At 40.0% G+C, this 15,126-nt stretch carries 16 protein-coding genes and 1 pseudogene; 8 read left to right on the plus strand and 9 right to left on the minus strand.

Translation table 11 applies throughout. The features are described 5' to 3' along the window. Positions 1-173 precede the first annotated feature (173 nt). From F6K22_RS11325 to F6K22_RS11355, 7 genes are all read right to left on the minus strand, one after another. Positions 174-392, minus strand: coding sequence for a zinc ribbon domain-containing protein (locus tag F6K22_RS11325; protein ID WP_293097193.1), 219 nt, complete (start codon positions 390-392; stop codon positions 174-176). Between the two features lie 271 nt (positions 393-663). Beyond that, positions 664-1,443, minus strand: a complete 780-nt coding sequence (locus F6K22_RS11330; RefSeq protein ID WP_293097220.1) for an RNA-guided endonuclease InsQ/TnpB family protein — start codon at positions 1,441-1,443, stop codon at positions 664-666. A gap of 36 nt (positions 1,444-1,479) precedes the next feature. Then, positions 1,480-1,674 carry a helix-turn-helix domain-containing protein gene (locus F6K22_RS11335; RefSeq protein WP_363273340.1) on the minus strand — a complete coding sequence of 65 codons (195 nt, stop codon included), beginning with the start codon at positions 1,672-1,674 and terminating at the stop codon, positions 1,480-1,482. A 141-nt stretch (positions 1,675-1,815) separates the two neighbouring features. Then, positions 1,816-2,475, minus strand: coding sequence for an urease accessory protein UreG (gene ureG, locus F6K22_RS11340; protein WP_293097199.1), 660 nt, complete (start codon positions 2,473-2,475; stop codon positions 1,816-1,818). Between the two features lie 318 nt (positions 2,476-2,793). Further along, positions 2,794-3,102, minus strand: a complete 309-nt coding sequence (ureB, locus tag F6K22_RS11345; RefSeq protein ID WP_293097223.1) for an urease subunit beta — start codon at positions 3,100-3,102, stop codon at positions 2,794-2,796. A 157-nt stretch (positions 3,103-3,259) separates the two neighbouring features. Beyond that, a complete protein-coding gene (gene ureA, locus F6K22_RS11350; protein ID WP_293097202.1) occupies positions 3,260-3,562 on the minus strand; it encodes an urease subunit gamma in 303 nt (100 codons plus the stop codon). Between the two features lie 973 nt (positions 3,563-4,535). Further along, positions 4,536-6,719 (minus strand): molybdopterin oxidoreductase family protein, encoded by a 2,184-nt coding sequence (locus tag F6K22_RS11355; RefSeq protein WP_293097205.1) that lies wholly within the window; start codon positions 6,717-6,719, stop codon positions 4,536-4,538. A 684-nt stretch (positions 6,720-7,403) separates the two neighbouring features. Here F6K22_RS11355 and F6K22_RS11360 point away from each other — a divergent pair. The 7 genes and pseudogenes from F6K22_RS11360 (at position 7,404) to F6K22_RS11385 (ending at position 11,482) form a co-directional block, all read left to right on the plus strand. Further along, positions 7,404-7,652, plus strand: coding sequence for a hypothetical protein (locus tag F6K22_RS11360; RefSeq protein WP_375340152.1), 249 nt, complete (start codon positions 7,404-7,406; stop codon positions 7,650-7,652). Between the two features lie 123 nt (positions 7,653-7,775). Then, positions 7,776-8,306: an RNA-guided endonuclease InsQ/TnpB family protein gene (locus tag F6K22_RS11365; RefSeq protein WP_375340153.1), complete on the plus strand. Its 531-nt coding sequence runs from the start codon at positions 7,776-7,778 to the stop codon at positions 8,304-8,306. A 138-nt stretch (positions 8,307-8,444) separates the two neighbouring features. After that, a complete protein-coding gene (locus F6K22_RS43460; protein WP_483244124.1) occupies positions 8,445-8,612 on the plus strand; it encodes a hypothetical protein in 168 nt (55 codons plus the stop codon). Positions 8,613-8,757: 145 nt separating this feature from the next. Further along, positions 8,758-9,144 (plus strand): helix-turn-helix domain-containing protein, encoded by a 387-nt coding sequence (locus tag F6K22_RS11370; protein WP_293097207.1) that lies wholly within the window; start codon positions 8,758-8,760, stop codon positions 9,142-9,144. Between the two features lie 93 nt (positions 9,145-9,237). Next, positions 9,238-9,471, plus strand: a pseudogene (locus tag F6K22_RS11375) (hypothetical protein); the annotation flags it as partial. A 346-nt stretch (positions 9,472-9,817) separates the two neighbouring features. Further along, positions 9,818-10,144, plus strand: a complete 327-nt coding sequence (locus tag F6K22_RS11380) for a transposase (RefSeq protein WP_293097209.1) — start codon at positions 9,818-9,820, stop codon at positions 10,142-10,144. A gap of 1,020 nt (positions 10,145-11,164) precedes the next feature. After that, positions 11,165-11,482 (plus strand): P-II family nitrogen regulator, encoded by a 318-nt coding sequence (locus F6K22_RS11385; RefSeq protein ID WP_293097212.1) that lies wholly within the window; start codon positions 11,165-11,167, stop codon positions 11,480-11,482. A gap of 213 nt (positions 11,483-11,695) precedes the next feature. Here the strand turns inward: F6K22_RS11385 and F6K22_RS11390 are convergent, their stop codons facing one another. Then, on the minus strand, positions 11,696-12,829 hold the full coding sequence (locus F6K22_RS11390) for a sodium-dependent bicarbonate transport family permease (RefSeq protein ID WP_293097232.1): 1,134 nt from the start codon (positions 12,827-12,829) through the stop codon (positions 11,696-11,698). A 912-nt stretch (positions 12,830-13,741) separates the two neighbouring features. Between F6K22_RS11390 and F6K22_RS11395 the strand changes: the two genes are divergently transcribed. Beyond that, on the plus strand, positions 13,742-14,098 hold the full coding sequence (locus F6K22_RS11395; RefSeq protein ID WP_293097214.1) for a hypothetical protein: 357 nt from the start codon (positions 13,742-13,744) through the stop codon (positions 14,096-14,098). Positions 14,099-14,379: 281 nt separating this feature from the next. Here F6K22_RS11395 and F6K22_RS11400 read toward each other — a convergent pair. Beyond that, positions 14,380-15,126 (minus strand): STAS domain-containing protein (locus F6K22_RS11400; RefSeq protein ID WP_293097217.1); only part of this gene is annotated, 747 nt, incomplete at its 5' end.

The following is a 15,126-nucleotide window of genomic DNA, read 5'->3' on the forward strand; positions in this document are numbered from 1 at the left end:
TAGCGCGGGATTCCCATCCATTAATCAAACAGACTAAGCTGCTTGAAAAACTCAGGGCGGGTTGACACATCATTGCCATCAACTACCTTTTTACGGGTAGAATTACGTCGGCTCCGTGTCCGTTTTTGTGTAGTCTCCGAATGCCCTTCGGCGACTATTTCAAAAAGTAATAGTTAAATCGGATTTTCTGCTACTGTTTCAACCTTGGTTATCGGTTGATTAACTGTTTCTAAAACAGATTGGGTATTAAGAATATTGACTGCAGCATTTATATCTCTATCATGGAAAGTTCCGCAATTTAAACAAGTCCATTCCCTAACATTTAGTTCTTTCTTACCACCTTTAAAACCGTATCGGAGAGCATTTTTGGGAAGTAGGTTCCTATCTATCAATGACTCTAAATTATTTACCGAAAAATAAAGGTATAAAGCCTCTCACTCGCCGTGGAGAAAAAAGCGGTCGAGGGATGCCGAGGTCTCCTCGGCATATCCAATCGACCAAGACAGCGGTCGGCAAGCGGAGCAGTCCGTTAGGATGGGATGGCGAGGTCTCCTCGCTTGCCTCCAATCTCCCAAGAGAGAAGAAATAATATTTCCTTATATTCAATTCCCGTACGGTTAAAACCTTCTTGTAATTATCAAGTTCGCCATTATCAATTATCAATTAATGAAAATATTTCTCGCACTTAGCCTCAGTTAAAGTTCTAAATTGTCTCCCACCTAAATCACTAATTGCTTTAGCCAATTTGCGATTACGTTTGCGAAGCATTCCGTAGGAAACCATACCAGAAACATTCAAATCTTCTAGTACAATTGTGTCGTATTTTTTAACTAAATCAGTCGATAACTTATGCATAAAATCTGTACGAATGTCTTTAACTTTACCATGAAGTTTAGCTACTCTTAATCTACGTCTTTCATGACGTTTACTACCTTTTTCAGTACGAGCAAATTTACGTTGAAATTTAGCTAATTTATTAAGGTATTGTTTGAGTGGTTTAGGGGCTTTAAACTTATCACCATTACTTAATGTAGCAAAAGTTGAAATACCTAAATCAATTCCAATATAATTATTGGTTTTAGCTAATGACTCAGGATTAATTTCTACTACAAAACTAGCAAAATATCTATTAGCTGAATCTCTAATAATAGTTACTGAGCTAGGATTGCTTGCCAATGGTCTTGACCAAATTATTTTAATCTTACCTACTTTTGGCAAATATATTTTATCTTGACCTGCTTGATAATTAACTCCTACAAATCTTGCTGTTTGTCTAGACTTTCTTGACTTAAACTTAGGAGGTTTTACTTTTATACCTTTACGCTTACCTTTACAACTATCAAAGAAATTCTTATATGCCTGGTCTAAATCTTTTAAAGACTGTTGTAATGGAGTAGAAGCGACCTCTTTTAACCAAACTAATTCTCTTTTAGCTTGAGTTATGAATTCCTTGGTTAAATCAACATAACTAGGTTTCTTTTAACCATCAGCATACAGTTGATTACAATACGCTAATGTACTATTCCAAACATATCTACAACAACCAAACAGTTGATTAATGCGCGTTATTTGAAGATGATTAGGATATATACGATATTTATATCTACCTTTCAATGTTTTCGACCTATTACTAACATGAAGTACTATTATTATAACATGGGTTGGCATTCCCATCCCTCCGCTCCCCTACGGGAGAGCGCGGGTATAAATGCCAACATTTAGATATATTATAGGGAAACACTATATACAGAGTTGAAAAACTATAACGTTATAGATATATAGTGTTTATAACTCAAAAATGCGTAAATCCTTCCCTTATTGCACTGTTCTAAAATCAGTATTTTTTGAGAGGTCTATTGACAAAGGACTGCGAAATAAAATTCTCTCTAGAATAAAATTAACCACTTCATTCAATCCAACTCCGGTTTTACAATTAGTATAAGCAATTGGTTTACCTTGACGATATACTGGTGCTTGTTCGCGAATTAAATTCAAATTGGCATTGACATAAGGAGCTAAATCGATTTTGTTAATTACTACTAAGTCAGCTTGCACAAAACCAGGTCCTTTTTTACGAGGAATATCATCTCCTGCCCCCACATCTATCACAAAAATATAGGCATCTACCAAATCGTAACTAAAGGTAGAGGCAAGATTATCCCCCCCACTTTCAATCAGAATCAGGTCTAGATTAGGATATAGTTGTTCCAAATCTTGCACTGCTAAAATATTCATGGTTGGGTCTTCTCTTATAGCTGTATGAGGACAGCTACCTGTCTCTACTCCAATAATCCGATCGCTTGGTAAAATTCCTCCACTTTTGAGTCGCTCTGCGTCTTCAGTCGTGAGCAGGTCATTGGTTACTATGGCTACTTCAATTCCTTGTTTGGTCAAAAGGGGAACAATACATTCTAGTAAAGCAGTTTTGCCACTGCCTACAGGACCGCCAATTCCTAACCTAGCTGCTGTTGCCATTTCAGTTATCAGTTATCAGTTATTAGTTATCAGTTAAAAGTAGCTCTTGGAATAAGGAGGTTTGAAATTCAGTTATTAGTTAAAAGTACCTCTTGGAATAAGGAAGTCTGAAATACTAGACATCTCCAATAAAATAATAAAAAAGAAAATCAATTATCGTACATAAATCATCAATTATCTCCCCTCTAGTCTGTAGTTGCATACAACGTCCCTACCTACTCCCTCTTTTCTATAGATGTATACTGAATGTTATTTTTTTTATCCCTTTTAAAACAGAGATTTGAGACCTTATTTTCTCCTCATAGAAATCTTCTTTTTTTATTCTAATTTTTGATTAACTAAAGCGTTAAAACCGTATATTTCTCGACTACCTGCAATCGCTACTAACTCTACTTCTTTTTCATCTCCTGGTTCAAATCTAACTGCCGTCCCTGCTGGAATATTTAAACGCATTCCTTTAGTCGGTTCGCGCTCAAATTGTAAGGCTGAGTTTACTTCATAAAAATGAAAATGAGAACCAATTTGAATCGGGCGATCGCCTGTATTAGCTACTATTACCTGAATTGTTTTCCGCCCTGAATTTAATTCGATTTCACCTATTTGAGTAATTATTTCTCCTGGAATCATTGTCATTTCAGTTATCAGTTATCAGTTATCAGTACCTCTAGCTGAACCATTAGGATTGAAATACTGAACCGAATATTTTTTTCATCCCCTATCCAAGGGGAGGCTTGAGACCTTATTTTTTTAGTTAGTGACCAAAAAAATGCTATATTTTTGATGTTTACTGTATAGGATTGTGTACTGTCACTAACTTAGTACCATCTGGGAAGGTTGCTTCTATCTGCACTTCTTCAATCATTTCTGGTATCCCTTCCATTACTTCATCCTGTCTTAAAATAGTTCTGCCGTGACTCATCAATTCGGCTACTCCCTTTCCTTCCCTAGCACCTTCTAATATAGCTGCAGAAATATAGGCTACTGCTTCAGGATAGTTTAATTTAATCCCTTTTTCCTTTCGTTTTTCTGCAAGTAAAGCAGCAGTAAAAATCATTAATTTGTCTTTTTCTTGGGGTGATAGCTGCATTATTGATATAATATTTAATATGTTTACCGAATAATTAATTATTAATTATTATTAATTAAATACCTTGGTTAAAAGCCTCCCCTAATAGGGGAAAAAGCGGTGGTTTGCGGAGCATTCCGTCAGGATGGGATGGCGAGGTTTCCCTCTGAATGCAGAGCCGCTCCGAAGTGCGCCATATCCAATCTCCCCTTGAGAGCGGTCGGAAAGCGGAGCATGACCTTAGGATGGGATGGCGAGGTCTCCCTCTGAATGCAGAGCCGCTCCGAAGTGCGCCATATCCAATCTCCCCTTGAGAAAAGTGCTAGGATATTTCTTTATAAATATTCCGTTACATTGACATCTCCAGGGGTTGAAACACCCTGGATTATGTAGTAAATCTACCGCTTAGGGGATAAATCCACATTTGCTTAAAGCCTGAAGGGCAGACTTCTATACTCCTCGGCATAGATCATTATCTAGCTGTGAGCTTACATTTCAGAGTGGTTTTACTCGCACTGGTTAGAGCAATCTTCTCGCTGCTCTAGCTGCATTACTTGCTTTTCCTTCGGAATGCTGCACAAACAGCAGTCGTAGGAAATTAATTCCCCGTCTCCTGTCCGCCAGAATCTCACCGTACTAGCGGTCATGTCATGGCGACAAACCTTGTTCTTAGTTTCAATCTATTATCATAACATACCTTTGCTCCGCTTTATTACCCGCGTATCGTTATTCAACCAGCCGTTAAAACGAGCTGGCTAACTTCCTCCCGTCATTTTTAGGTTTTCCTTGAGGTAATTATCCATTATCCATTAATGAACAAGCTTCTCTACTAAAAATTATCAAAAAACAAGTCAAGAAAAAGTTTTTATTGATACAAACTAGAGAATAAATTATATCAAATCCGGTAGTATCAGTACAATTCATGGCTCTTAGGGGTTTGGTCACCAAACCCCTACCAAACTTAGATCGCGATATATTAAGACTCATCCTTGAATCAAAGCGATAGGACTCGCTCCACAGGGAAATCTTCGGTAGTCGCCACTTCTAATTTAATTGGTTGCAACTGCACAGCACAAGCTTTTAACTCTGGCTGCCCAGACTCAGGACAAGCTTGAGAATGAGTCAAAGCATTCGCCTCTGACTGATTTCCCCACAGTGCACCCCAGTGCATCGGCACAAATACAGTACCAGCAGAAATAGCTTTGGTAATTTTTGCTGGAAATCTGCCATAGCCTCTTCGCGACCTTACTTCCACCCAATCATTTTCTGAAATCTCTAACCTCTGAGCATCCTTGGGATGAATTTCTATAAACGGCATCGGGTGCATTTTTCTAATTTTCTCAATACGTCCGGTACGGGTTTGAGTGTGCCAATGACCATATAACCGCCCGCTTGTCAAGACGAATGGATAATCAGGATTAGGTGGTTCTGCCAATCCTTGGGAGTAATAGGCTGCAAACCTTCCCCTGCCATCAGGAGTATTAAATCGGAAGTCAGTATACAGACGCTCCTGAGATACCCCACTACTATCAGGGCAAGGCCATTGAGTCGGACCCTTTTCTTGGAGTCTGTGATAGGTAATGTCTGTCATATCACAGGGGCGATCGCGTGTCAATTCCAGAAACTCAGCTCTTACTGCCTCCGAGTCAGCAAAATCAAACTGATTTGTAAATCCTAAACGGCGACCTACCTCGGCAAAGATTTCCCAATCTGCTTTAGCTTCTCCGAGAGGTTCGCTAAATGCCGGACATAAAGTCACCACTCGCTCCGAGTTTGTCATAGTACCTGTTTTTTCTCCCCACTGAGCTGCTGGCAATAACAGGTGAGCATATTCAGCAGTTTCCGTCGGATAATAAGCATCCTGATAAACAGTAAAAGGCGATCGCAACAAAGCAGCCTTAGTCCTTTCTAAATCCGGCATACTCACAGCAGGATTCGTTGCAGCAATCCACAAACAACCGATTTCTTGGCGTTCCAAAGCCATAATCATTTCCCAAGCAGTACGACCAGGTACACCAGAAATTTGTCCGGGAGTTAATCCCCACAACTGTTCAATTTCAGCCCGATGTTGAGGATTTTTCACCATTCGATAACCAGGCAAAATATAAGCTAGTCCTCCTGCTTCTCTACCACCCATAGCATTAGGTTGACCGGTCAGAGAAAATGGACCTGCGCCTGGTTTGCCAATATTACCTGTCATCAAATGCAGATTAATCAGAGTTCGTACTTTTGCCGTACCCTCAGAGGACTGATTCATCCCCATTGACCATAAAGATAAAACTCGTTTAGACTCTCCCCAATAACGAGCTGCTTTTTCCAACTCATCCAAGCGAATCCCGCAATGACGTGCTACGAGTTCCGGTGGGTAGTGACGAATCACTTCAGTATATTCAGGGAAACCTGTCGTACACTCATCAATGAACATTGCATCAAGTAAACCCCAACGCATGAGCAAATTAGCTATACCATTAAGTAAATCGATATCTGTACCTGGTCGAATTGCCAAATGTAAGTCTGCTACTTCTGCAGTTTGAGTACGACGGGGGTCTACCACAATCATTTTCACTTTCTTATTTTTCTTGTGATATACCCGGAGACGGTTAAATACAATGGGATGACATTCGGCTGTATTAGTGCCAATTAAAAAAGCACAGTCTGTCTGCTCTAAGTCATCGTAGCAACAGGGAGGACCGTCAGAACCAAAACTTTGAATGTATCCAGATACTGCCGAAGACATACAGAGGCGAGAGTTGGCATCAAAGTTATTAGTTCCCAAACATCCTTTAAGCAACTTCTGAGCAACATAATAATCTTCTGTTTGAAACTGACCAGACCCATACATACAAATGGCATCTGGTCCCTGGGTAAAACGTACAGTTTGAATCCGGTTAACGACTCGCCGAAAAGCTTGTTCCCAAGTGACACGACGGAAAGGTTCATCTAGGGTATCACGCATCATTGGATATTTGAGGCGACTTTTATCCAATGCTTCGCTAACTGTGGCACCTTTAACACAGACTTTACCTTTACTTGATGGATGAGAGCGATCGGCTCGTACTTGCCAAATTGGATTACCTTTGCTATCTCGATTTGTTGCTTTTCCTGGCATTGCTGGTGGTGATACTTCTAATCCGCAACCAACACCACAATAGGGGCAAAGAGTTTTTGTAGGTTCCATAGTTTACTTAAATTTTTTTTACTAAAAAATAAATGAAATTATCATTCATATCAAATACCGTTGAATATGAATAATTTCATTTGCTATTTAAACATAATTTGTGTCTCTTGTGGATTTATCCCACAAAATTAAAATTAATTCTCTTTTTGACTAACAACTAACACGAAGTATATATCCTGTTTAGTTGAATACTTTAATTCATAGGAAACACAAGGGATAGTTCTATCTAAAAACTCCCTCAAATCAAATTTTATATTACTTCTGCTTATATTAACTCACAAACAACAATATATTTTGTTGACCAAACAGTGTTCCCAATCGGATATTATTTTAAATTTGTATTTATTATTGAATCATTAATTAAAAATTATCTGTCACATTAGATACGTTTTAAAGATTTCTTAAAGGAGCAGGTTTTATGAAGAAATTCTCACGGGGCTAGTAACTGTTGGCTATAATCTAGTATAATCTATGATAATTTCCCAATTATCTATATTAGACCTCTGGTGGAAAAGAGGGAGTAGGGAGTAGGGGCGAAGAGCGAATCGCCCGTACGGGAGTAGGGGGAAATAATTGATGGTTTATATGTATGGGATTGATTTAATTTTTGATTATCACGCCTATGTCTATTTATGTTACTTGGATTCACGCGCTGAATTACACCCCACAAATCAACAAAAAACCTTGCTGGCTAAACACGGGGGTGTGGCGCATCATGCTTACAATTGGGGATTATGGCTAACCAGAAATATATTACAGCATAACCTACTTCACCCAGACAGCAAAATCAAATTTCCGACTGCAATTGACCTGCATAAACTTTTAGTAGCAATGGTTAAACCGAAAAACTTCTGGTACTACGAGGTTCCTAAAACAGCGCCGTATGGATGCTTTAAGATATTTATCCGTTGCTTGGAAACGCTGCTTTACTAAAGTGTCTGGTCAACCTAAATTCAAGAAAAAAGGTAGGGATGATAGTTTCACCTAGATGGCTCAATATCGGTAGGCTTTAATCAGATTAAATTACCAAGAATTGGATGGGTTAAAACTTATGAAATATTACCAGATAATGTTACCCCTAAATCTGTAACTATTAGCAGGGAATCAAGTCGTTGGTTTGTAAGCTTTAAAATAGAAACAGCAACCAAAACTACTGAGAAGTCAGTAGATGTAGTTGGTGTAGATTTAGATGTAAAATCTCTGGCTACGTTCTCAACAGGCGAAGTGTTTGAAGGTGCTAAATCTTACAGAAAGTTAGAAGCTAAACTCTCTCGGTTGCAATACTTAAACAGACATAAAGTCGTCTATTCGTCTAATTGGAAAAGGGCTGCTCTTAGGATAGCTCAAGTACACAGCAAAATAGCTAAGATCAGAAAAGATACATTGCATAAACTTACTACTTACTTGGCTAAAAATCACAGCCAGATAGTAATAGAAGACCTAAATGTATCAGGAATGATGTCAAATCACAGCTACGTTGCATGCAACGTAGCTAAGGCTGTTGCTGATATGGGGTTTTACGAATTTCGCAGACAGTTAGAGTACAAATGTCAACTGTACGGCTCTAAGTTATATCATGTCCGGTAGCATCGGTATTGTATAGCAAAGGTAGGGAACACTTAACTGGGAACACTTAACTGGCAAGAATACTTAAGGGCAATAAAAAAAACTTAAATTTCCTGTAGATATTCACCCTTGGGTTTACACAAACGCGCCCCAGCGAACATGATATTAATCATTGTTGATAGATGGTTTCCTAGTTCTAAAACCTGCAGTAGGTGTGGAACTGAATCGCGAGTCTCTGTTTTTATCAGAGCGCGTAATCAAATTGCGAACACTGGGGAGTGTGGGAAGATAGGGAGATGGGGTAATCTTCTAAAGACTTGGCAATGACGCGAAGATGGAACATTTTTTTATACTGAACCCGAGCGGATTTGATATAACTCGACTAATTCCCTGGAAACCCATACCATTAGACATCTCCAAAATAAAAATTCACGTATAATTGTCATGTAAAATTTATCAAAACTATATACTAATGACTCAGATATTAGAACATCTAAATAACCACCCAAAAGAAATAAAAAGAGTTATTGGCATTACTAATGAGGAATTTAAAAAATTAATAGAAAATGCTCAAATTATAGCCGAAAATAAAAAAATGGAAATGCGATGGCAAGAAAAACGACTAATTAAAACAGGGGGAGGTAGAAAAAAAAGCTTAAAATTCGAGGAGGAAATCATCTTAACTTTATACTATTTACGTCATCTACCCACATTTCAAATACTAGGAATATATTTTGGTGTTAGTGAATCTACAGCTAATAATATATTTCATTATTGGATAGACGTATTACAAGAGTTATTGCCGAGTAGCTTGTTAGAACAATTACAAGAAAAAGAAGACGAATATTTATGGATATAAGAAATTTTAACAGAACAATAATTAATTGTATATAGTACATAAAAAAACATATATAGGCCAGTAAATGATGATAAATAGAAAAAATATTACTCAAAAAAAAAGAAAATTAATACATTAAAAAAACAAATAATAACGACAGAAAAAGGGACAAATATAGTAGATTTAATAGTGGGTAAAAGCAGTCTAAGAAGTAATGTAAGTTTACTCATAAAACAGCATAAAAAACTTGAGAAAAAACAAAAAAATCAGGTAGATAAAGGATATAAAGGGGCAGAGAGAACTACGATCCCGAAAAAAAAGCCGAGAAAACAAGAACTACCACTATAAATTAAAGAATATAACCACAAAAAAGCGAAAAAAAGAATATTTGTGGAACATATTATTAGGTTGATAAAAATCTTTGGATTAGCCAGATAAAGGTTCAGATTAAAAGAATATAATTATCAAAAAGTAATTTTAACAATATGTGGTTTAGTAATACTAATAATAGGAGCATTAATATGAGAATGAACTCTACTATATGTAGAAAATAAGATAACAAAAAAATGGATAAATATGGTAAATAATTAATCGTAACTATCTCTAATACTATAAAGTATGTAAAAAATGACTATGTGGGGAATTAGGCGATCGCTCCTTGAAAGATAGTTACTAAAGTATATGGCGAAGGGGAATGGAAGAGCAGGGTTCATGGTTGTCGCGTCAACCTGTACAATTGCCTAAACTACATCTAGGAGTAAATGAAGCTATAGGAGAAATAGTTGCTGGTGTAGTAACAACCAAGGATATTAGTGACGACCAAGTGTTGTGTGACTTGCTTGATGGAGTAGAAGGTGAAATAGCACAAGTATCGGGTGATGGAGCATACCACAAGTGCAAGTGGTTTGAATTAGCTCGTCACAAAGGAGCTAAAATCACCATTGCGCCACGAAAAAACCCAGTGCCACAGGGCAACATGGTAACTGTAGAGGTACTTCCCATCCTAGAGATGAAAACTTGAGGCGTATTCGTATCTGTGGGCGAAAGAAGTGGAAGGGTGCGCATTGGCTACCACAGGCGTTCTCTATCAGAAACTACGGAGATCAGACTTCTTTGCTTTATTTGGGGGTAAGTTGAGAAGGCGATTGTTTGACAACCAAGCCGTGGAGTTATTCATTCAATGCACTATACTTAAGCCCATGATACACAATGGTAAACCCGAAAGTTATCAAATAGACATCTAGTCTCCCCCTCCCGTGGGATTATTTGCGTTGGCGGAGCAAGTGCGGCAGCTATATCGCCACTTTCATGCAACAAAGCCGAGGCTAACTGATAACTGTTAACTGATAAGTGAAGTGACATACATTTTAAGACAGAGAACTTTAATATCCTGACTAGATACAGGTGGATCATAAAAAACAACTAATTGACGACCAAATTGGACGCAAATGTAGTGCCAGCTTATATCTTCGATGGCCATTTTCCCCCATATCTTGGCTAATATCAAATCCGGTTGAATACTTAATTATATGGTTGGGGGAGATGGGGAGATGGGGAGGTGGTTCTATTCAAGGCTTGAAGTAATTTATATAATAGACATAGGCGTGAAAATTAAAAATCAAATCAATTATCATCCAGAAATTATCTATTCTTTCTTCCTGTTCCCTTTTCCCAGTTAAGTGTTCCCTCTTTTCCACCAGATGTCTAATTATCAACATATATTATATAACCGGATTCTATATAAGACAATCACCGACATTGCATGGAAAATGAAACTCAAACTCTATATTACTGAAAAATTTTACCCGCTCCGTAGCTGTTGGAGCGTTTAATTCATCTTTCTATTTACCAACACCCCTCTTGACCGATCGATGTTATGGTGCTATCATATCAACTATGGCAAGCGGGCTATTACGCAACGTGTATACGAACGCGATGGTATTCCCTTCGTAGACTTGGATCGGCGCGATAGCGCGCGTTTATGCCGTTTTCCTGAGTTTATATATAGTTCAATTACTACACGCATCAAGAGGTAACCCCCATGACCCAACAAGCTAGCAAGCTCGTCATCGTTACAGAAAAGTTGCTGCTCAAAAAGATCGCCAAGATCATCGACGAAGCCGGGGCTACCGGTTATACGGTGGTGGAAGTCGGCGGTAAAGGCAGTCGTAACGTGCGCTCGTCTGGAAAACCCATTGTTGGCGACAACAACTCAAATATAAAGTTCGAGGTGCTCACCCGCGATCGGGATACGGCTGTGAAGATTTCGGATGAGGTCGCAGCGAAGTTTTTCGACGATTATTCTGGCATCGCCTATCTCTGTAACGTGATGGAGATACTGCACGCACACACCTTCTGACTCAAAACTTAGCCAGTAAAACCAAAAAGCCGGGGCATAACCCCGGCTTTTTGCTGGGAGTATTTCGTGTCTGCAGGACGTTAACCCCGAACAAGAAGTAATTGGGCTATATCTATGAGCTGCCTGACTGATGGAGACGATGCAGCCTTGATATAGTCGCCGCGTTGGTCGCCGGGTCAGGAGAGCACCGGCAGACTTCGACCCATCTGGGATTCAGCCGCCCAGGGCCTGGGCGAGCCCGATGAAGAGCGGTATTCCCAAGGCAAGCGCAACCGGCGTACCGACGGCTGTGGACGAGCCAATGTAGGCAGAGGGATTAGCCGACGGGATACCGGCTCGTAAAGTGGGCGGCCCTGAGATGTCTGAACTAGAGGCAGCTATGGTGGCCATAATCACAACGCCGCCAAGGCTGAATCCTGTGATGAAGTGGGCAATCATGCCGAAACCAAAGGCTATGAACCCATGCAGCAGCGGCGCCACAAAGGAATATAGGGCGTACCACTGGCCTACCTTGCGCAGCTCACCGATCCTTGTCGTGGCTTCCATACCCATTACTAGCATCAGTATCGAAAGCAGCCCGCGAAAGAGGGGATTGAAGAAGCTCTCATAGACACTTTCCGGCCGGGTTAGCAGACCTAGAGCGAGGCCGAGCAGCAGTGCTGATAGGGCAGATCCCTGGAGGCTTTCCTGAATAATAGGCCAGATCCTGACCCGCGCACCTGCAGTATCGCGCGGATCTTTGGGATACCCGCTTGCGGTAATGCGTCGCTCAATGCGCCGCTGATTGGGATACCCACCTGCGGTAACGGGCTGCTTGCTGAGATACTCCTGCTTGCTGAGAGACTCGACTGCGTTATCACGCTGCTTGCTGGTATAAAGGCTGGCTAAGACGATCGCAGTCACGAGTGCTGGGATGTCCATGAAGGGATAGAGTGCGGCAGCCCAGGCTTCGTATTCGACGCCTTCCGATTCCAGTAGCGTTAGGGCAGCGGCCAAGGTAGAGCCACTGACTGCGCCAAACAAGCCCGCGGTTGCAATGGCATCCACGACTCTGACCTTCGGTAGGTTGGCCAACGTGTAGCGCCCGATGAATACGATAAGGATACCCGTTACCACGGCGAACAGTGCGGGCAACAGCATCTCCGCCAGATTGGAATTGCGGATCGCAATGCCACCGCTCAGGCCGACTTTAATGAGCAGCATGAAGACAATGAACTTATAGATCGCATCTGGAATTTGCAGTTCGCTATTGACGGCGGCGACGACCATACCACCAATCAGAAAGCCCATTGTCGGGGACTGCAACTTCCCCAGAAAGAGCGTAAAGAAATCAGATAAAAAATCCACGTTGTAATTCCTCCTTGATTCAGGTTCTATATTAATTAACAAAAGTAATGCTATACTTTAGCGATACTTCAACACTTCAATAGTTAAGAAAATTCAAACTCTGTTTTTCACAATTATTAGTCGGTTTGTATATATTATTCCTACTTTTACCGAATTAATAATTATTAATAATTATTAATTAAATAATTCTCGTATCTGCCTCCCCTTTCAAGGGGAAAAAGCGGTCGTTTGCGGAGCATTCCGAAGGATGGGATGGCGAGGTCTCCTCGCCATATCCAATCGACCAAGAGAGCGGTCGTTTGCGGAGCATGACCTTAGGATGGGATGGCGAGGTCTCCCGAAGAGTGCAGAGCCGCTGCCTCTTGCTACGGTAGCTCTCGCTAACGCTTTTCATGTCGCGTAGCGAAACGCCAGATCCAATCGACCAAGAGAAGAAATAATATTTCCTTATATTCAATTCCCGCATTTGTTTTAACCAGAGGTAATTATCCATTATCCATTATCCATTATCAATTAATGAACTCTCCCCCCCACCTTACAAGGGTAAGTTTTTGCTACAAAAAAAGCATGAAACCTAGACAAGGCAAGGATTTTATTCATTAGGCTTGTGAATTCTCAAAGCCTTATCCCGTAAGGTTGTTAGAAAAAAACTTACCCCTGTAAGCTCCCCCACTTCCCAAACTTCCCCATCCTATTGGGTATAGAAAGGTTTTTGAGAAATGGTATTAGGAGTCACGACTGCAGGTTATGTACTTAAGTTTATCTTAAAATTCGCACAACAAGGATAAGTATTTTTTATGAAATGCTTGAGCTAATCTGAGTAAATCTTTCTCAAAAAAGGGTTGTGGATTCGCTGATATTTGGTATCATATTCAAAGATATGGTTCCAGGCAAAACTTATAGAGTGTTGAATTGTTGCAACAGAAAGCGTTAAGAGGTAACCCACATGACCCAGCAAGTTATCAAGCTTGTCATCATCACACAAAAGTTGCTGAAAAAGAGATCGTCAAGATCATCAAGGAAGCCGGGGCAACCAGTTATACAGTGGCAAACGATTCTACGATGGTTGCCGTTGGCTATACCAACGCGTATGTGGATATCCCGGATATGAAGATAGAGGCGCTCGTCCCCGAGCGCGATATCCCCATGAAGATTTCAGAAGAGGTCACAGAGGAGTTTTTCGACGATTATTCGGGCATGACCTATGTCTGTGACGCGGAGGTACTGCACAAGGAAGATATTAATACACAATATTTCAAGCAAATCTAATGATGTAGAAGGTGAATAGTGAAAATCTAGGGTTGCTGATTACATCTGATTACATAATGCTTTTGAATATTTATGAACCGTACAACTATAGTTTTTTCATAGATATTTGAGACAAAAGCATTACGCATTCACCAACGCCGAAAATCTTTTATTGCAGGTACATTGTCCGGGATACGTGTACCTCACAGGAAGTGGAAAGCGCTTTATTACTCAAAACCCGAGCAATTCTCATTCCCCAATCTGTATTTTATATCTCTTTAGTTACCACTTCAGGGAGATTTCTATTTAATCAGAGTATCAATGCGAGTTTGACCCTTAACTCCGTTCTGAGCTGCACCATTAATATTGACATCAGAAGTAACTAAAGACACTGCTTTAACTAATGCTTGCCTCCTATCGTTCAACAGATTTTCTGAAGGTACAATATTTAAAACTCCCAATTTTTCTAACCGTCGTTTAACACTACCCGAAGCACCAACTAGGAATACATGACGACCCGTATCAACAGTTTCCTGAATCGCATTTTCTATTGCTAGAGCAGAAGTTACACCCATGTGAGGTACTTCGGCCAAATCTACAATCAAGACTTCATAATTATTTAGAAGTGTATGCTGGCGAGAGATTGCTTTAGAAACACCGAATATCATCGGACCACTCAAGTGGAATAATAAAATCCGACCCTCAGCACGATCGAGTAATTCTTTCTCATCATTATCTAAGACAATTGCATCATCAGCATCAGTGATAGCTTTAACATCTTCAGATTTTAGCTGGGTTAAGCGATCGATAGTCAGAACATTAGCAATGAACACTCCAATACCTACAGCAGCAATCAAGTCAACAAATACAGTTAGACCAATAACAGCGTACATAATGATTGCAGACTTCCAGGAGATGTCATGAGCACGCTTGAGAAATCCCCAGTCAATAATCTTAATACCTACTTGGAGAGCAATACCTGCTAAAACAGCCATTGGAATTTGTGCGGTTAAACTACCAGCTCCCAAAACTACAATCATCAAAATTAC

The sequence above is a fragment of the Okeania sp. SIO2F4 genome (genome assembly GCF_010672385.1).
GTDB lineage: Bacteria > Cyanobacteriota > Cyanobacteriia > Cyanobacteriales > Microcoleaceae > Trichodesmium.

Coding starts and splice junctions, on each gene's coding strand:
- F6K22_RS11335 (WP_363273340.1), bottom strand. CDS start 1,674: ATGGGAATGCCAACCCATGTTATAATAATAGTACTTCATGTTAGTAAT.
- ureG (WP_293097199.1), bottom strand. CDS start 2,475: ATGGCAACAGCAGCTAGGTTAGGAATTGGCGGTCCTGTAGGCAGTGGC.
- ureB (WP_293097223.1), bottom strand. CDS start 3,102: ATGATTCCAGGAGAAATAATTACTCAAATAGGTGAAATCGAATTAAAT.
- ureA (WP_293097202.1), bottom strand. CDS start 3,562: ATGCAGCTATCACCCCAAGAAAAAGACAAATTAATGATTTTTACTGCT.
- F6K22_RS11355 (WP_293097205.1), bottom strand. CDS start 6,719: ATGGAACCTACAAAAACTCTTTGCCCCTATTGTGGTGTTGGTTGCGGA.
- F6K22_RS43460 (WP_483244124.1), top strand. CDS start 8,445: ATGATATTAATCATTGTTGATAGATGGTTTCCTAGTTCTAAAACCTGC.
- F6K22_RS11370 (WP_293097207.1), top strand. CDS start 8,758: ATGACTCAGATATTAGAACATCTAAATAACCACCCAAAAGAAATAAAA.
- F6K22_RS11380 (WP_293097209.1), top strand. CDS start 9,818: ATGGAAGAGCAGGGTTCATGGTTGTCGCGTCAACCTGTACAATTGCCT.
- F6K22_RS11385 (WP_293097212.1), top strand. CDS start 11,165: ATGACCCAACAAGCTAGCAAGCTCGTCATCGTTACAGAAAAGTTGCTG.